Source organism: Spirosoma flavum, assembly GCF_042686045.1.
GTDB classification, from domain to species: domain Bacteria; phylum Bacteroidota; class Bacteroidia; order Cytophagales; family Spirosomataceae; genus Spirosoma; species Spirosoma flavum.
In genome coordinates this window covers 1,272,951-1,290,860 of record NZ_JBHUOM010000001.1, presented here as the reverse complement: position 1 = coordinate 1,290,860, position 17,910 = coordinate 1,272,951, and the positions used below count along the sequence as shown (strand labels likewise).

The window sequence follows — 17,910 nt, the reverse complement described above, 5'->3', positions numbered from 1 at the left end:
GGCTTGGTTAAGATTATAAGTCCTACTGGTTTCAAATCGCTTTTAAAAGCCTGCAATCAGAGCCGCCATTTTCTCCCGTGTAGCTGCGTCAGGTAGAGGACCATGACCGGCTTTCGCATTATCTGCCATGTGGTCGGGCTTGCTCGTACCGGGAATGACGCACGTTACAGCCGGATGAGCAAGAATAAATTTAAGGAAAAACTGCCCCCAGCTTTCTATTTCGTACTCTTTCGCCCAGTTGGGCAAACTTTTCCCACGCACCTTGGCAAACAAATTCCCTTCGCCCAGCGGACGATTGATCAGGGTAGCCACACCATGATCGGCAGCCGCAGACAGTAACCGCTTTTCGGCATTTCGGGAAACGATGGAGTAATTAAACTGAACAAAGTCCACCGGGTTGGAAGCTAGAATTTGCTCAAGATCGCCATGCATGGAATCAGTATAATGGGTAATCCCGATGTACCGTATTTTACCGGCTGCTTTCCAGTCCCTGAGCGTTTGCAGGTGCGTCTTCCAGTCCACTAGGTTATGAATCTGCATTAAATCCATTGTTTTCCGACGCATAGCCACAAACGACTCTTCCATTTGCTGAATGCCTGCTTCCCGACCACGCGTCCAGACTTTAGTGGCATAAAAAAACTGACTTTCCAGTCCTGAGCCAGCCGTCAGTTCCCCAACCACAGTTTCCGAACGGCCATACATTGGCGAACTATCAATCAATGTTCCACCATACTGGTGCATCATTTTCAAGACCTCTCGCAACGGCTCTTTGGCAGATGGCGTCGAAACATCAAAGGTTTGCCAAGTGCCCAAGCCAACGACGGGCAGGGCTTCTTTGCTGGAAGGAATTAGTCGGGTAATCATATTGACTACGAATATGGGAACTTTCTCCCTTAGTCACTTTCAACCGGCTTGTGGCAGAAATGACCTAATTTTTTCTGCTGTTGCGGCCAGCTCGTCCTGGCTGGGCTTCGTTTTATTATTAAAATTCATGTCGGCCATTGAGTTAAGCGGAATTAAATGGACATGCGCATGAGGCACCTCCAACCCCACAACAGCTACACCAATACGTTTACAGGGTACTGCTTTCTCAATAGCTGGCGCAATTTTTTTGGCGAATGCCATCAAGCCCGTATATAAGGCATCATCTAGGTCAAAAAGATAGTCAACCTCTTTTTTCGGGATGACAAGTGTATGGCCCGTAGTTGTGGGCATTACGTCTAAGAAAGCCAAATAGTCTTCGGTTTCAGCAATTTTATGTGCCGAAATTTCGCCAGAGACGATGCGGGAGAAGATGGAAGGCATACTGTTAATGATGAATGATAAATTATGTATGTAAAATACATCGACAACTTAGCAGAAAGCAACATCATTCATAATTTATCATTCATCATCAAAATTAACGATCAATTCCCAATACTTGAAATTCCAGCACGCCAGCCGGTACTTTGATCTCGGTGGTATCACCGACCCGCTTTCCTAACAGCCCCTTTCCAATGGGTGAATTTACCGAAATTCGGCCTGCTTTCAGGTCAGCTTCTTCTTCTGAAACCAACGTATAAAGCATTTCTGCCCCGCTTTTCGTATTCTTGATTTTAACTTTAGACAATACCGATACCTGCGAGACATCAATCGTCGATTCGTCCAGAACACGAGCATTTGACAGCACTTCGCCGAGTTTCGCTATTTTCAATTCATGCAAACCCTGCGCGTCTTTCGCGGCATCATATTCAGCATTTTCACTCAGGTCTCCTTTGTCGCGGGCTTCGGCAATCTGACGGGCAATGGCCGTCCGACCTTTCGTTTTCAACTCAACCAATTCAGCTTTAAGCCGATTTAGTCCTTCTTCTGTGTAATATGAAATCTTTGCCATGGTATAGTGATACTTACTCGTTATTCATATTGGTTTGGTGCGCTCCCTAAAAACAAAAAGAACGGTACACCGACCGTTCTGCTACCAAATTGGTTTTCTTTGCAGACGCGTCAGTGTCGCCGTCGGATTTCCGAAGCGAGCGGTTCAGGAAAACAATAAATCGTTCGTCGCATAAGCTGAGCCGTTTTCCGGCCGGTACATTCTGACGTGACGCGTTCGGAGAAACGCATCTGTGAGACAAAAGTAAAAATTCTTCCCGGCTATATCAACATATAGCTGATTGACTCATTAAAAACTGATTTACTGATTCATGCAACAACCGCTTCGTATTATATTCATGGGCACGCCCGACTTTGCCGTTGCCAGCCTGCAAAGGCTCCTTGGAGCAGGCTGTCAGGTCGTTGCCGTTGTTACGGCTCCAGACCGGCCTTCAGGACGCGGATTACACCTGTCACCGTCGCCCGTTAAGAAAGCTGCCGAAGCTGCTAATTTACCGGTTCTACAACCTGAAAAACTGCGCGATCCAGCTTTTTTATCGCAATTAGCTAGTTATCAGGCCGACTTACAGATAGTGGTTGCCTTTAGAATGTTGCCTGAAGTGGTCTGGTCTATGCCAACTATTGGAACGTTTAATTTACATGGATCATTGTTGCCGCAATACCGGGGGGCTGCGCCCATAAACTGGGCCATTATTAACGGGGAGACGGAAACGGGCGTCACCACATTTTTCATTGAAAAAGAAATCGACACCGGTCAGATGATTTTCCAGGATCATGAACCCATTTATCCCGACGACACCGCCGAAACAGTACACGACCGCCTTATGGAACGCGGGGCCAATTTAGTGCTGAAGACAGTTCGAGCCATTGAAGCGGATGAGTATCCACGAACACCCCAGCCCGTTGCCGATGACTTGAAGCCAGCACCGAAACTCAGCCGGGAAACCACCGAAATTAACTGGAATCAATCTGCCCATGACGTTCGAAATTTCGTGCGTGGCCTGTCTCCCTATCCGGTAGCCTGGACGCTCATTAATGGCAAGGTGTTTAAACTATATGCCGTTTCGATAGCGAACGAATCGCCCTTTGCCGCCGAACCGGGACAGGCTCACACGGATAACAAAAAGACGATTCTGGTTCGGGCGGCTGATGGTTGGCTGCAAGTCGACTCGCTACAAGCTGAGGGAAAAAGACGCATGACCGCTGAGGAGTTTTTACGGGGTAATAAGCTTTAAGTGTTTGTTATAGTATTGAGGCCATTTAAACTTTAAAACCAGTTTGACAGCACCCGAACACAGCGGGTTCGCACCACGTTGGCCAAACAGTTAGCGTTATACGTCACGCTGTATAGTCCGCTGCAAATGGCCGCAGATTTACCAGAAAATACGAAAGGCATCCAAATGCCTTTCAGTTTATCCGCGATATACCAGTGGATTGGGACGACACCAAAATTATAGCCGCCGAACCGGGAGATTATGTATTAATTGCTCGCAAAGCAAAAGGCACTATTAACTGGTTTGTGGGCGCCATTACCGATGAAAATAGCCGTGATTTATCCCTTACCTTAGACTTTTTGGAAGCTGGTAATACATATGAAGCGACCATTTACCAAGATGCCGCCAATGCAGACTGGCAGACCAATCCAGAAGCCTATGTAATTGACAAAAAGCTGGTTACGTCAAAAACCGCTCTACCAATAAATTTAGCAAAAGGGGGTGGCTGTGCTATACAGTTCGTCAAACATTAACCAACTCCTATATCCTACCACTCATGAAATTAACACTGCTACTTTTAGCGTTGATGGCTCATTTGACAACCAACGCCCAGACCGAAACGTATGCCGAGAAATTAGGCTTTCCCAAGGGCAAAAAAGTCGTCATTTTTCATGTCGATGATGCCGGAATGAGTTACGATTCGAACGTGGGAACGATGAACGCGTTAGACAAAGGCATTGCCAACTCAACAAGTGTCATGATGCCTTGTGGGTGGGTACCGCAGTTTTTCGATTACCTGAAAAAGCACCCGACTGTTGATGCAGGCGTTCACCTCACATTAACCTCCGAGTGGGATAATTATCGGTGGTCACCGTTGGTAGGCCGGGAAAAGGCCCCCGGTTTGTACGATGAACAAGGCGCGTTCTGGCATTCGGTGGCGCAGGTAGTCGAGCATGCATCAGCCGATGAAGTCGAGACCGAAATAAGGGCACAACTGGCTCGTTATCGGGCATTTGGCGTTCAGCCCACCCACATGGATTCGCACATGGGAACGCTCTTTGATGCCAAATTTATTATGCGTTATGTAAAGGTGGCCATAGACGAGAAAATTCCGATTCTGTTTCCCGGAGGGCATGCTTCCCTAATTTTTAAAGCAAACAACATACCCGCTCCGATGCAGCAAATGGTTAGGCAGGTAGGTAAGCAATTGTGGGATGCGGGCCTGCCCGTTTTTGATGATCTCGACGGCACCAGTTATGATTGGAATCTGCCTGCCGGAACCGAAGTGACAGATGAGAATTTACAGAAATTTAAGACTCAGAAATTCATCGAGTTGCTTAATTCTGCCAAGCCGGGCCTAACCTACATTATTATGCACTGTACGGCTCCAACTCCTACTTTCAACCAGATTTCAAATTCAGGTCAGTCTCGCAAAGGCGATATGCTGGCCATGATGGATCCCGCCCTAAAGGCCTTCGTCGAACATGAAGGCATCGTCGTCACAACTTGGCGCGAACTAATGGAACGACGGGGAAGAGTAAAATAAGTTACGGCAATCCGCTAGCTTATAGCGGCTTACCATATACTGTAGTATTGTATAACTTCTATGAAAATCAGTCTCATTTCTGCTGTTGCCGAAAATGGCATCATTGGCCGCGATAATGATATGCCCTGGCATTTACCCGATGACTTCGCCTTTTTTAAACGTAAAACCAGCCATCATTCCATCATAATGGGCCGAAAATCGCTGGAATCGCTTGGCAAGCCGCTACCTAATCGCACGAATATTGTTATTACCCGCAACCCGAATTTCACCGCAGAAGGTGTAACGGTCGTGCATACGCTCGACGAGGCTATTAAAGAAGCAAAAGAAGCAGGTGGTGCAACTGACGAAATCTTTGTTATTGGTGGAGCCGAGATTTATATGATAGCACTGCCCATTGCGACAACGCTTTACCTGACCGAAATTCATCAGGCATACGAGGGAGATGCGTATTTCCCAACTTTCGATAAAAGCGAGTGGCAGGAAGTTAGCCGCCGACCGCACCCCACCGATGAGCGCCACGCGGTAGCTTTTGACTTTGTGGAATATGAACGCAAGAGGTAAGCCGTTTGCTCAAGCAATCATGTAAGTTCAAACTGGCTTATACATCTCCATACGACGAAAGCATTGGGCAAACTGCCCTGAAGGGGTTATACAAAATTTCTTTATTCTACTTCTGCGTGATTGCTTAAATACTTGATATGTAAGAACATGTCTAGCCTTAAACAGATGCGGGTAATGCTATCGTAAATTCGGTAAACTGACCTTCCTCGCTTTCTACTGTGAGCGCTCCACCATGACCTTTAGTTATGATATCGTAGCTTAGCGACAAGCCTAAACCCGTACCCTGGCCAGTTGGCTTAGTGGTAAAAAACGGTTGAAAAATTTTCTGCTTTATTGGTTCGGGAATACCACTTCCGTTGTCGCGGACTTTTATTTTGATTTGGTTCGCGTCCTTACTTGTCTTAACAGCAACTTCCGGGTGATAATCGAGTGGATTACTCTGTTGCCGTTTCTGCACAGCGTAGAAAGCGTTATTAAATATATTCAAGAGCACTCGGCCTACTTCTTGTGGAACTACAGTTACCGGACTTAAACCAGAATCGAAAACGGTTGTCAGTTTCGCGTCAAATGATTTGTCCTTGGCTCGAATACCATGATAAGCTAACTTAAGATATTCTTCCGTTAAGGCGTTCAGATCAGTAAGTTCTTTCTGGCCTCCACTCGGACGGGCGTGTTCCAGCATTCCCTTTACAATGGCCGAAGCCCGACTTCCATGCTGACTTATTTTTTGAAGGTTCTGTTGTACATCCTCTAACAATTCGTTCTCCAATTCCTCGTTACGTTGCACGTGCTGACGACTTTCGATCAACTCGTTGACCAATTCGGTGCTGACTTCCGAAAAGTTGTTGACAAAATTCAGCGGATTTTGAATTTCATGAGCAATACCAGCCGTCAGTTCTCCCAGCGAAGCCATCTTCTCCGACTGAATCAGTTGCGTTTGGGTTGTTTTCAATTGAGCCAGAGTCAGTTGAAGAGCTTCTTTTTGTTCACTTAACTGATGATTAGCCAGTTGCTTTGCCCGGTTGTTGCGGGTCAGCGTGAACGAAAAGGCTGCCAGAAGGACAATACATCCAATCATTAAGAACACATACTGCCGTTGCCGATGAGACTCCTCGTCGCGTAGTTGTTGATCTTTTGTCAACAACTGAATTTGAGCTTCTTTTTTGAGCAGATTCTGTTTGTACGCCAACGAGGCCAGACGACGGGTAGTCGCTTCAGCCGTTAAGCTGTCTTTGTAAGCACTATACTGTAAATAATACCGATAGGCTTGAGCATAATCACCCTCCTTGGCGAACGCTTTACTCAGCGCCTGACTGGAGTCGCGCTGTTTCTTTCGCTCTTTGAGTTGCCGTACCAGCTGCGGATTGGAATCGTCAAAATGAATAAGGGTATCCAGCAACCGATCGGCAAAATCAGGTTTTACGCGAAAGTGCCGGTTCAAGGTTGGGTCAAAAACCGACTTTGGCATTGGGGGTATAAAATCGGCGGGATTAATAGGAAAGTCCCGTCTGTCAGGTAAGCGTCTTTCTATTGAATTAGGTGATTCAAAGGGGGAAGGTTGGGATTGGGATTGTCTCCTTCTGCCAAGTCTGGACGCACTGCTACGCATGGAATTGCCTAACGACTCCATGACGGGTACGAATAAGGCAACAGACGAGGGAGCCATTCGGGAATTAATATCTTGAAGGCGACCAACTTGAGTCATAGCCCAGCCAGCCTCTTCTAAATCACGGATTTGCCCGGCTATCTGCCTGGCTTCCTTCATACTAGCAGCCGCCTGCTGGGTTTGCTGTTGTTGTAATTGAATGCTTGCCAACTGGCTCAACGCTACCACCTGACCGGGCAAATAAGCAAGCTTTCGGGCTGATCCAAGAAGCGTGTCGGCTACCTGACTAGAGCTAATATTTTGACTTAATGCTGCTTTTATGCGAATGATCTCTTTCTCCGAAGGTTGTCCTGAACTAACTGGCACACTATCAGTCTGTGTAACCTGTGCCCATAAACGACCCCCTGTCATTACTGACAACAGGGTGATATAAATTACGATTCCAGAGTAAAAAAACTGTTTCATGAAAAAAATAAATCAACAACTCGGACCCCGCTTATTTCTATCTGTTAAGAATCAGTCATGTGGCTTGAGCAATAAGCTACAAGTATACCCTGAAAATACGTAAACATTGGATTCTCGGTTATTAGCGAGCCTGGGATAAATTATCAACCCCCACAGCGTAAGCTGTGGGGGTTGAAGAGAATCAGGGAATTGGTAGAGCCCTCTTTTGTTGGTCCGGGTGGCCGGAGTCATGCAAAAACTCACCAGTTTAGCAAATCACAAATAGCTCTTCTCTCACAGGCAAACGTTATTTTACGCTTAAAACAGCTTGTTTGTATTTCGCCGTGCGAGCATCTTTAATAACACCTTTCCAGTTCAGGCCGAAGCCAAAATCATAGACATTACCCGATGAATCAACATACGAAGTCATATCGCGGGGAACGTCTTCGGCTTGCGCTTCCACTGTTTTCATGTCGGCGGGTAATTGCATTGGTAGCAGTGCCGACGGTTCGTGCAAGCCCGTTATAATCTCTAATAAAGCTTGGTCCTGCACACCAAAATGGGCCAGAATAGCGTTCGATTCTTTCTCAAACTCCCGCACAACGGTAGGATTTGACACTTGTAGCGCCACAATTACCGGCTTGCCTTTCATCATAGCGAAAGTTTCTGTTACCATACTCAAATCTGAACTATTGATGGTCTTTGCCGTCTTGCCGTTGTAGGTACGGTTTGTGAATTTCTCCAGCGGATCACCACCTGCGATGCTCGGATTGCGGCTACCCTGCGCGGTATAATCACCATATTGCAAACTGACCGGAACATAACCCGTGCCGCCCGCTTTAGCTTCGGCTGAGTTGTAGCCTCCACCTGAATTGGGACTTTGGATAAATACCAATGCGTAATCAGCTTCGGCAGGCTTATCTGTCACGGTAAAGTATTTTTTCACGATAGCCAGACTGACTGGATAATCCAGCTTTTCGGGCGTATCCATCCCTAAAAAGTTGCGGCCCGCTGGCGTAAATCGTTTCGGGATATAGACCGTCTTGCCCTTTGTCAGCGGTAGGGCATTGGCTTTGTTTTTCAGCATCACGATCGACTCCAACTGCGCCTGATAACCCGCTTTCATAAACTCACCCGTACCAACCGATTTCTGCGAGACATTTGGGTCTAAATATGGATTTTCAAAAAGCCCGACCCGGAAAACATTTTTTAGCAGTCGAACTGCTGATTGTTCGAATCGAGTTCGCATAAACGCTATCCCATGTTCTTTAACGCCCATTTGGTAGGCATCCATAACCGGTTTGGATTCGTTGTTGCCGCCAAATTGGTCAACACCGTTCATCAGAATTTTATAGTGCCGTTGCGCAAGTGACAGCTTCTCAACGCCCCACGATTTTCCCGTCAGAAATACATCAACAGCCGTTTCATCGGCAGTGATCAGCCAGTCAGTACATACCACGCCATCATACTTGTATTTAGTCCGCAGCAAGTCGTGGATAATGTATTTGTTGTAACTGTTTCCCACATTTTCGCCGTACTTCTTGTCCTGATCGAACGAAATTGTGTAATAGGGCATCACTGCCGACGCCATGCCCGTTTTTCCCTTTAGTTTGAACGCACCATTTAAGAATGGCAGGAAATGCGTTTGGAAATTCTTGCCCGGATACACAGCATATTTGCCATAGCCATAGTGCGCATCGCGGCCACCTTCGCCCGAACCGCCACCCGGCCAGTGCTTCACCATTGCGTTGACGCTGTGGTAGCCCCAACCGCCGGTAATCTCATTGGCACCCGTTGAGGTTTGGAAGCCATCCACATAAGCACGGGCCATATCGGTAGCTAATTTAGGATCTTCGCCGAAGGTGCCACTCGCGCGGTTCCAACGTGGGTCTGTCGCTAAATCCACCTGCGGAGAAAGAGCCGTTGCAATGCCCAATGCCCGGTATTCGGTCGCGGCAATCTGACCAAAGCGTTGAACAAGGTCGGGGTTGAACGTGGCCGCTAAGCCCAATGAACTTGGCCACATAGAAATAGTGCCGCCTGCACCAGCGTTAAATTCGGCCTCAGCGCGAGTGCCATGCCGAGGGTCGGAACTGCTGTTTACTGGAATACCCAGTCCAAGGCTTTCCACCAGCGCCTGAGCATTATTGTTCCAATCAGCAGCCGCTTCCGGGCTTTGCACCGACGTAATCAGGACGTGCCTCAGGTTGTCTTTCGTTAAAAACTCCCGTTGCTGGTCCGACAAATCAGCCACTTTGGCCCCACTCTGGGCAAAGATTTTTCCGTTGTAGGTACCCGCAAACGGACCGCCAGCCGCTACCGGAATAGGCTGATGTTTACTATAAAGCATCAACCCGGCAATCTGCTCGACGGTCATTTTGGAGGCAAGGTCCTTGGCGCGCACATCGACCGGCAACCGCCAGTCTTCGTATTTGTCTAGTTTGCCATTTTTGTTCAAATCCTTAAAAGCCAAGCCTTTATCCGTCAGTAGTTTTACGCCCGAAGTAGTAGAGTACCCTAACGTTTGGCCATTTTTATTAGTGACTTTTGTCCAATTTCCAGACTTGGTCTCTGTCCAGTTTTGCCCGATAGCTGCGGATATCGACAACAAGCTTAGTACGCAGATACAGATACTTTGTTTTTTCATTATTACAGGTTATAAGTAACTTTCTAAATGAGGTCAGGTTTGCGAATCTGACCAATGCGATTTCTTTAAATTAACTCTACACGTAGTAACTCAACTCAATTGTCAGCGCCATAATATTGCTCCCAGAAAGCTAGTTGAGATTTTGTTAGTAATGGGTGGCTTCCAATGGTTTTATCGAAAATGAGTACGCTGTCTGATACTGGTTTATAGGCTGGCCAGTTAGGTAAGTTTTTGCCGTTTGGGTTTCCTGTTTTAGCAAAGTTTACCCAGTAAGATGACATAACATCGGCAATGTGTTGATCGACGGCTTCCCACGGGCGGTTCAAGGTGTTTAAATTATTGTAGGCATAGACAATTTCGCCGGAATGAAAGGCACCAAACTGCATTTGCGGAGTTAATGCAGGCAGTTTTCGATTGAAGTTATACATATAGACCGGTGCCTTTCCTGTTTTAGTCTGCATTTTGGCCCAGGTATAATCCTGAATGCCAAAAGACTCATCCCGGTTGCTGTTTCCCTGTGATTGAGCCGCTTCGTCGTCTGTCTGAGCTGGGTACGCTTTCAGAAAGGCGTCGGATTTATCGCCAAACCGCTTTTTAATTTGCTCCCGAAACGCGTCAGCTTTGGCTGGCGGACCCATTATTTTGTCGTCTTCGTTCCAGCCTACAATGAGCGGAACATCACTTTGTTGCCCGTGTGTATAAATAGCCATGACGGACTCCGGCACTACATAACCGTCAACAATGGGCGCACTTAGTCCACCGGTTGCTTTCAATATATCGTCAGATGATTTGGCGCGTAATTCAGCCAGCGATTTTACTTGTAGTGAGTTGGCAAACGTAATACCTTGCTGTTCAGCGCCCTGTAACGTCAATTTAGGACGAATAGGACTGGTCATAAAACTGCCGCCACTCTCGGCAATTGCCTTTTGAAAAAGCCCTTTTGCGAGTGGTGATGCTGTTAGAAAATTCACGGCAAATGCCCCCGCCGACTGTCCCGCGACCGTAACATTTTCGGGATCACCACCCATCGCAGCTATATTTTTTCTGACCCATTTCAGAGCAGCAATCATATCAAGCAAAGCGTAATTACCCGACGCATTATGTCCAGATTCTTGCGAGAGTTCGGGGTGGGCCAGAAAACCGAAAACACCAAGTCGGTAGTTGATATTGACAAACACAATACCTTTTTTCGCCATCGCTTCCCCGTCATAAATGGGGCAGGCTCCTCCCCCACTCCGAAACCCGCCACCGGGAATAAAGACGATGACCGGTCGTTTTTCGGTCGCTAACTTAGCACCTGTCCAGACATTCAGGTACAGACAGTCTTCGCTTATTGGCTGTTCCGGAATCAGAAACTCCGACGACCAGTACATAAATGGTGCCGGTTTGGCCTGCATCGGACTTGGACCAAATACCTGACACTGCCGCACATTCGTCCAGTTCGCAACAGGCTGTGGAGCCTTCCAGCGCAGATTTCCGATTGGTGGAGTAGCAAATGGGATACCTTTAAAGATTCGGATGTCGCCTGCTTTGTTAGTCGCTCCTTCAACTCGTCCGTTCTCGGTTTTGACGGTTACCGACTGGCCAAAGGCGCTAAATGCTAGAAAAGTCAGCAGGAAAAGATTGAGTGGTTTCATAAGGGAAACAAATTAGTTTTGCTGTACTAACGGCAGTAGGCACCTTAGTGCAAATCAACGAGTTAACAAGGGAATTTGAAATATTTCCTGCATTGTCACGACAACTATTAACTGACTACTTTCTGATCTGCTACCCGCAATACAACCGGCCCAATTAAGCCAGACTCTAATAAAGGGGAATCTTTGTTGTAGTGTTTCCAGGTTGTAAACGTTACTCGACCATCGGCGGGTTTTGGCTTACCTTCTTTATACCACGCTGGCAATTCCACAATCGCGCCGTTGCTCAAACTGGCAAAACCGCCAGCACCGCCACCCGGCGTAAACTTGTCAGGATCAGGTAGTTGCTCATCACCAATTAATCGATTGGGCCATAAGTTAGTCACCTTAATTACAAGTATGTTATCCCCTGTTTTTACGGCCTCAGTTATATCAATTTGGTAGGGGCGCTTCCAGAGTGAGCCAAGGTCTTTTCCATTTACCGTTACACCAGCCATAACTTCTACCCGCCCTAAATCCAAAAACAACTGCTTACCACGGGCTATAACATTGGCGTTCACATTTATTGTTTTGGTATATGTTGCTGTACCAGAAAAGTATTTTACACCATCCTGTTCATGGTTCGTTAGGGATATTAGTTTGGTCAAAGTGATTTGCTCTGGTGCGCCAAGATTTGGCGGAAAATTCACTTGCCAAGCCCCATCTAGTTGCATCGGTTGACTGATTCCGGCAATGAGTAGAGCCATTTCTTTACCAGAATTATCTCGTAACATATACTGGCCATTCTGCCAGAAACGCAAAGCAGATGTTCCATCTCTCGCAATTTCTACAACCGGCAACGTAGCTATTTTTGGTCGGCCCTGAGTCACTAATTGTCGAATACGATCATCGCTTGAAGGTCCACTCAATAACTGCGGTTCGGTCATGTCACCATTATAAAAGGAAGCGCCATCGCTTAGGTAAGCTTGCCCTAAACCGGGATGTACGATGCTCCCTCCGCTTTTTCCCGCTTGACTAAGTTTACCATTTATGTAAACGGATGGACTACCTTCTTTATAAACCAGCGCAATATGACTCCATCCCGAAATAGTTGCTGGCGCGGCCAGTTTAAACACGGGTTTCCCGCTAGTACGCTCCCAAACAGCCACGCCATTTCGTCCGATGGCTAAGCCGCAGGCAGCATGACCCGCCCCATATAACTCCGTACCCGAAGGTGGATAAATAGCATAATAATCAGTCCAGGGATCTTTTACACTGTCCATAAAGCCGTTCGTCGCCAGCATTATGTTAAGCTCCGGTTTAGCCCACAGGCTAATAGTAAAATTGTTCGTTATGTCTTTATAGATTTTCCGGGTTGGTGCTGGAAAAAGCGTCGCACTTAGCAACGTTTCTTTCCCATTCATGACGGTCTTTAACCGCTTCGGTTTGCTCGGAGAACGGAATACAACAAATATAGAACCAGCCGGTTCAAGCCAAATAGGAACCTGAGTCTGCCCATTTACCAACTCATAAATACTCATCGGCGTTTGCTTGCCGGTTGCAGCATCCCATAATTCCGGCTGCTTACCATCTACCCGGAATGTGCAAACCAACTCTTCCCCTGTCCGTCGCTGATTAGCCAGGAAGTAGACATGAGCCTCTCCAATTCTTCGGTGGATGTATGTAACGGGTGCATCGCCGGAGCGAGAAGTGACCTGAAAATCTGGTTTTATGCCAAGCGTAGTCAGGACAGTTTGGATAGGTTGCCCCCAGAATACGCGGCCTTTCCCTAGCCGGTTATCAGTAACGGTCGGCCCGTTTATTCGGTCCGTCGTATGGGCACCCCAAAGTTCAGTGGCAAGACGCTGGAACTCAGTCTCTCCTTGTGAGTGGGCACGCAATCCCAATGATGTTGATGGTTTGGCCCCAATTAACATCAGCCCGTTATTGACCAAATTACGCAGTTTACGCAACAACTCCAAGCTCACGGCTTTATGATCCTGAAGTACCAGTACCCGGTAACTCATGCCGTCGGGCAACGTAAGATTACTGGAATCAAGCCGAGCCCGTTTTACGAGTGTTTCAGCATTTATAAGATCGTAATCATATCCTTGCGGTGGTGCCGGGTCTAATTCGAATGGCTCCACCTTCGTGTATTGATTACCTTCTTCACCGGTAAAGTAGGCCAAGTCGGCCACAAATAAACCCTGCTGTAAAAGATTTTGGCAGCGAGCCAGATAATCCAGCCAGGATCGACCCTGATTCCACCAGGTAGTTGTCCGGTCGAAATGAATACCCCAAGGCCCCATCGTCATACCTGGAACGGCGGTCGGGTGCGGCTGGTGAGCATACCGGTGAAAAATAATACGGGTCAATCCCTGCGTGAACATCTTGTCGCCCAGAGCTTTCATGGCAAATGGATATTCCTGCCAGCGCGACGATTCAGGCTCTCCCGTAAAGGCTTCGGCGCCAACTATCTGCGGACTGTCGAGTGTGCCACCCCCTGCATTCTTACCATTGATATGCGCAATGGAAGCCGCTAGTTTGGTAGTCCGATGCATGGTCAGGTTGTTCTGAAACAGCGACGAAAGGCCATTCCAGAATTCACCCATGTTAACATCCATCCGAGCGCCGATCTGCATTTCTTCCATTGGCCCCCGGTCATACGGCTCAGCATAGGCAACAATTCCCTGTTGATGGCATAATTCACGGAATCGTCCGTAATAGTTATCCGCCATCAAATCTGCCTGGGTTCGGCGCAAATCCCACAGAAACCGTTCTGTCGTGTCCACGTTTCCCACAATGCGACCAGTCAACGTCGGAAGATAAGTCAGGAGTGAATACCCCGAACGTTTCTGAAACTCCTGGGGAAACTGCGCCGTCCAGTTTTGCATACCGACTTCGTAACTGTCTATCAGCAAACCAACTTTACCTTTTTTGGTCAGTGGTTTCAGAGTAGGCAGCAGATGCTCCATCATTTTATTGAAATGGAAATCTATAGCTGCGGAACTGTACTTATCACATTCCAGACCAGCTCCGGTGTCGGGTGCCGAGCGATTGAGTTCTCCTTTGGGTGTGTAACCGATTCGTAAAATTGTCCAGTTGCCGGTTGGTGCGTTCCACTGAAGCACCCCGTCTTTGTCCATAAATTTGGTTATATCGACAATCGAATCCGGATTAATAGCTGCTTTACTTTTGCCGTCCTGATCGTCAGATACGCCCATAACGGCAAAGGCATTGTTTGTTTTCTTTTGCCAATCGGCCAGCCGCGCCGTTCCCGAAAACCGCATCTGCGCATACTGTCTGGCTCCCGGTGAAGTAAGTCTGAAGTACCTGGCTTTCGTAGCCGGAAACTCCGACAAACTGAGTGTAGTTTCTGGTGAACGTCCTGCATTGATTGACGCTACGGTTCGAAATTGAACCCCATCATCCGATGATTCCAGTGTAATCGCCGGACCAGCGCCAAAGCCACCGCCTTGTCCACCGCCGGATGAGCCAACCGACTTACTTAAAAAAGCGATAGAGCGCGCTTCGTATGGCTGATTAAATTCAACTTGTAAATAGGTTGGTTGATTTCCAGCTGCGGACTGAACGATAACACCTTCATTACCTGATAGTTTTTCGGCAGAAACAGGTTCGGCACTTCCGCTAGTGGTAGCCTTACTCACCAACGAAGCCAAATCAACTTCGCCGGGAAGTGATGGAAATGCGATCACCGACACATCGCGGTAATAGCCAAGTTTGCTCATCGGATTGGGCAACGTAACCGTTACGGCTTTACCACCTATTACGTAGGCTTCACTCCAGGTTACCTGCTGCATGGCCAGCTCGGGCGTAATCCACGGCCCACCACTCGACGACCAGCCGGGGCAATTGTGCATAGTAAATTCCAGTCCCAGACGATCGGCTTCCTTAATTGCGTGTTCTTTCAACTTGAGCCACTCCGGACTTAGATACACAACGGGACCTTTGGGAATACCCGTTCCAGCATCGAAGTTCTGAAACCCACCCAGCCCGATTTGTTTCATGGCTTCCAAATCGCGGGTGATGCCGTCAGCGGTAACATTCCCGTTCATCCAGTGCCACCAGACCTGCGCCCGCGCCGATGTGGGTGGATGTAGGAAAGCCTCAGCAAACGACTCAGCCGCACTGGATTCCAGTGCGGCTTGGCTTTCACTAACGTTAATTATTCCCGATGGCGTAATAATTGCCACCAAGCCAGCCGTAGAGCTATTTTTTAGAAAGGTGCGTCTTTTCATAAAGCGATTTACACGTCTACAAAGGCGGCAACCCGATTGATTTCAACGGATTTACTGTCACTTACACGCATGGATTATGCTCAATAATACGGCTAAAAATCAGCGAAACAGCAACGGGGTAAACGCATGCAGATTATCACGCCAGGTAAGAAATGTATGACCACAGGGGACTTCAGTATATTGATATTTTATGCCGTATTTATCGAAGATAGCCATCATATTTTTATTGTTCTGATACGCAATATCCTTGGGGCCACCCATGGCAAGCCAGAATAATTTCAGCCGGTTGATTTCCGGATTTTTCAGAACGCTTTGATTCTTTTCGTCCAACTCTTTAAGCACCGGCGGAAAATAACCCGTACTCAGCGGCAGCACATAGCCAAATTTCTCAGGGTTCCATAAGCCAATGTTTAGTGTCTGAATGCCCCCCATCGATAGCCCGGCAATGGCTCGATCGTTGCGGTTGGTCGAAACGCGATAATGTTTCTCCACAAAGGGAATCACGCTACCCAGAAAATCCTGACAAAAGGGGTCTTGCTCAGGACCAGCCCCCATATGCAGACCCGGTTGGGGTGTATGCCCGGCGGGCATAACCACCAGCATGGGTTTAATTTTTCCTTCGGCCAGCAGATTGTCGAGAATAAAATTGGCTCGACCAGCCGTCATCCAACTGGCATCGTTATCGCCACCACCATGCAACAAATACAGCACCGGTAATTTATTGGTCATGGTTTCGTAACCCGGCGGGGTATAAATATGCATCCGTCGGGTTATTCCCAGCGATGACGATGGATACCAGACAGCTTCAACCACGCCATGAGGCACGTTCTTAACGGTCAAGTAATTAGTAGCCGTACCCGGTATTTCAGCCAAATTCGACAAGCCATTCAGCCCTTCTTTAAACTGCGCATTTTTAGGATCAAACGTTTTAATGCCGTCTACAGTAAAGTCATAGGTGTACAGATTTGGCGCTAATGGACCAAGCGTTATTGACCAAACGCCATTTTCCTGTTTAATTAATTTGGCGGGAGTCGGGCTATCCAGAAAATCGCCACCAACCGTTACGTCAGTTGCTTTAGGCGCATAAATACTGAATCGCATTCGACTGTCAGGCAGCACCTTTGCCGAGACCAGGGTATCATTCGGCGTGGGTGGACGACCCGAAAAATTCTGTGCCTGCGTGATTCCTACCACTAACAGGCTAAGCCCAAAAATTACTTTTTTCATCTTCTGTCGACACCGGTTAAGGCATAGAAACACCATTTGCTTTCAGTATTTTATGAAAAAACAGAACGTGATAAGGCAGTGAGTTTTCCCAATAATCCCAGGTGTGCGCACCCGGGTGTTCCGTATAATCGTGGGATGTTTGATTGTAAACCAGCCGCCGGTGAAGCTCACGATTGGGTTCAATCAGAAAATCATCGACGCCACAATCAATAATTAATGGTAGCCCGTTGGTTTTCATTTTATCGGCCATATTAACCACCGAATTGGCGGCATATAAGTCAGGCGTAGCACCAACGGGACCCAGAATCCGCGCAAATTGTGGAGCAACTTGTTTGGCAAAGTCAGGAGCAATTTTCCAGTGGGTTATAGACAAATCCAAGGCTCCACTCATGCTGCCAGCCGCACAGTATAGGTCAGGATGGCGCGTCGATAGGTACAAAGCTCCATGACCGCCCATGCTCAAGCCCGTAATAACCCGGCCTTTTCGATCCCGAATAGTGCGATAGGTGTTATCAATTTTATCGATAACTTCTTTGGTGATGTACGTCTCAAACTGGTTGTCTTTCTGAAACGGACTATCCAGGTACCCACTTAGTGCTTCACCTTCCGGCGTCACAATAATCAGGTTGTACTGGTCGGCCAGATTTTGCAACAGCATTTTATCAGGCGTCTTGGTGATCCAGTCAGTAAACTTTCCACTACCGCCATGCAACAGATATAGAACGGGATAAGGCGCTTTGCTTTTGATCGCACCAGCAGACTGATAGGAGTTAGGCAGGACGACAACCGCCCGCAGATTCTTCTGCATGACCGCCGACGGAATATCCAGCGAATCGACTTTGGCACCGAAAGCCAGTGTACAGCAGCTTACCAAAAGACCACTTAGAAAGAGACGAAAATTCATAGTCATTGGATCAGAAG

The 17,910-nt window shown here is 47.6% G+C and carries 14 protein-coding genes; 5 read left to right on the top strand and 9 right to left on the bottom strand.

Annotation, left to right across the window (positions count from 1 at the left end):
• Positions 1 to 42: 42 nt before the first annotated feature.
• The 3 genes from ACFS25_RS05255 to greA all read right to left on the bottom strand — a co-directional run bounded on the left by ACFS25_RS05255 (position 43) and on the right by greA (position 1,873).
• Positions 43 to 864 carry an aldo/keto reductase gene (locus ACFS25_RS05255; protein ID WP_381497360.1) on the bottom strand — a complete coding sequence of 274 codons (822 nt, stop codon included), beginning with the start codon at positions 862 to 864 and terminating at the stop codon, positions 43 to 45.
• 39 nt (positions 865 to 903) lie between these two features.
• Entirely contained in the window at positions 904 to 1,305 is a 402-nt protein-coding gene (locus ACFS25_RS05250; RefSeq protein WP_381497359.1) for an HIT family protein, read from the bottom strand.
• A 94-nt stretch (positions 1,306 to 1,399) separates the two neighbouring features.
• Entirely contained in the window at positions 1,400 to 1,873 is a 474-nt protein-coding gene (greA, locus tag ACFS25_RS05245; protein WP_381497358.1) for a transcription elongation factor GreA, read from the bottom strand.
• A gap of 310 nt (positions 1,874 to 2,183) precedes the next feature.
• On the opposite strand from greA, the gene fmt reads away from it, so the two are divergent.
• From fmt to ACFS25_RS05220, 5 genes are all read left to right on the top strand, one after another.
• Entirely contained in the window at positions 2,184 to 3,107 is a 924-nt protein-coding gene (fmt, locus tag ACFS25_RS05240) for a methionyl-tRNA formyltransferase (protein ID WP_381497357.1), read from the top strand.
• Between the two features lie 78 nt (positions 3,108 to 3,185).
• Complete coding sequence (locus ACFS25_RS05235; protein ID WP_381497356.1) at positions 3,186 to 3,329, top strand: hypothetical protein; 144 nt, start codon at positions 3,186 to 3,188, stop codon at positions 3,327 to 3,329.
• Positions 3,302 to 3,619: a glycoside hydrolase family 97 C-terminal domain-containing protein gene (locus ACFS25_RS05230; RefSeq protein WP_381497355.1), complete on the top strand. Its 318-nt coding sequence runs from the start codon at positions 3,302 to 3,304 to the stop codon at positions 3,617 to 3,619. Before ACFS25_RS05235 ends, ACFS25_RS05230 begins: the two co-directional genes overlap by 28 nt.
• Before the next feature lie 23 nt (positions 3,620 to 3,642).
• The gene (locus ACFS25_RS05225; RefSeq protein WP_381497354.1) at positions 3,643 to 4,632 is read left to right on the top strand and encodes a polysaccharide deacetylase family protein; all 990 of its coding nucleotides are present in this window, start codon (positions 3,643 to 3,645) and stop codon (positions 4,630 to 4,632) included.
• 60 nt (positions 4,633 to 4,692) lie between these two features.
• The gene (locus ACFS25_RS05220; RefSeq protein ID WP_381497353.1) at positions 4,693 to 5,193 is read left to right on the top strand and encodes a dihydrofolate reductase; all 501 of its coding nucleotides are present in this window, start codon (positions 4,693 to 4,695) and stop codon (positions 5,191 to 5,193) included.
• A 157-nt stretch (positions 5,194 to 5,350) separates the two neighbouring features.
• On the opposite strand, the gene ACFS25_RS05215 is transcribed toward ACFS25_RS05220, so the two are convergent.
• The 6 genes from ACFS25_RS05215 to ACFS25_RS05190 form a co-directional block, all read right to left on the bottom strand.
• Positions 5,351 to 7,264: a sensor histidine kinase gene (locus ACFS25_RS05215; RefSeq protein WP_381497352.1), complete on the bottom strand. Its 1,914-nt coding sequence runs from the start codon at positions 7,262 to 7,264 to the stop codon at positions 5,351 to 5,353.
• A gap of 286 nt (positions 7,265 to 7,550) precedes the next feature.
• A complete protein-coding gene (locus tag ACFS25_RS05210; RefSeq protein ID WP_381497351.1) occupies positions 7,551 to 9,890 on the bottom strand; it encodes a glycoside hydrolase family 3 protein in 2,340 nt (779 codons plus the stop codon).
• A gap of 95 nt (positions 9,891 to 9,985) precedes the next feature.
• Positions 9,986 to 11,527, bottom strand: a complete 1,542-nt coding sequence (locus tag ACFS25_RS05205) for a carboxylesterase/lipase family protein (protein ID WP_381497350.1) — start codon at positions 11,525 to 11,527, stop codon at positions 9,986 to 9,988.
• Positions 11,528 to 11,634: 107 nt separating this feature from the next.
• Complete coding sequence (locus ACFS25_RS05200) at positions 11,635 to 15,762, bottom strand: glycosyl hydrolase (protein WP_381497349.1); 4,128 nt, start codon at positions 15,760 to 15,762, stop codon at positions 11,635 to 11,637.
• A gap of 99 nt (positions 15,763 to 15,861) precedes the next feature.
• Positions 15,862 to 16,989, bottom strand: a complete 1,128-nt coding sequence (locus tag ACFS25_RS05195; protein ID WP_381497348.1) for an esterase — start codon at positions 16,987 to 16,989, stop codon at positions 15,862 to 15,864.
• Between the two features lie 16 nt (positions 16,990 to 17,005).
• Entirely contained in the window at positions 17,006 to 17,893 is an 888-nt protein-coding gene (locus ACFS25_RS05190; protein WP_381497347.1) for an alpha/beta hydrolase, read from the bottom strand.
• Positions 17,894 to 17,910 lie beyond the last annotated feature (17 nt).

Excerpts from the sequence above, each read along its gene's own strand:
- ACFS25_RS05255 (WP_381497360.1), bottom strand. The coding sequence starts at position 864 with ATGATTACCCGACTAATTCCTTCCAGCAAAGAAGCCCTGCCCGTCGTT.
- ACFS25_RS05250 (WP_381497359.1), bottom strand. The coding sequence starts at position 1,305 with ATGCCTTCCATCTTCTCCCGCATCGTCTCTGGCGAAATTTCGGCACAT.
- ACFS25_RS05210 (WP_381497351.1), bottom strand. The coding sequence starts at position 9,890 with ATGAAAAAACAAAGTATCTGTATCTGCGTACTAAGCTTGTTGTCGATA.
- fmt (WP_381497357.1), top strand. The coding sequence starts at position 2,184 with ATGCAACAACCGCTTCGTATTATATTCATGGGCACGCCCGACTTTGCC.
- ACFS25_RS05190 (WP_381497347.1), bottom strand. The coding sequence starts at position 17,893 with ATGAATTTTCGTCTCTTTCTAAGTGGTCTTTTGGTAAGCTGCTGTACA.
- ACFS25_RS05195 (WP_381497348.1), bottom strand. The coding sequence starts at position 16,989 with ATGAAAAAAGTAATTTTTGGGCTTAGCCTGTTAGTGGTAGGAATCACG.
- ACFS25_RS05200 (WP_381497349.1), bottom strand. The coding sequence starts at position 15,762 with ATGAAAAGACGCACCTTTCTAAAAAATAGCTCTACGGCTGGCTTGGTG.
- ACFS25_RS05215 (WP_381497352.1), bottom strand. The coding sequence starts at position 7,264 with ATGAAACAGTTTTTTTACTCTGGAATCGTAATTTATATCACCCTGTTG.
- ACFS25_RS05205 (WP_381497350.1), bottom strand. The coding sequence starts at position 11,527 with ATGAAACCACTCAATCTTTTCCTGCTGACTTTTCTAGCATTTAGCGCC.
- ACFS25_RS05225 (WP_381497354.1), top strand. The coding sequence starts at position 3,643 with ATGAAATTAACACTGCTACTTTTAGCGTTGATGGCTCATTTGACAACC.
- ACFS25_RS05220 (WP_381497353.1), top strand. The coding sequence starts at position 4,693 with ATGAAAATCAGTCTCATTTCTGCTGTTGCCGAAAATGGCATCATTGGC.
- greA (WP_381497358.1), bottom strand. The coding sequence starts at position 1,873 with ATGGCAAAGATTTCATATTACACAGAAGAAGGACTAAATCGGCTTAAA.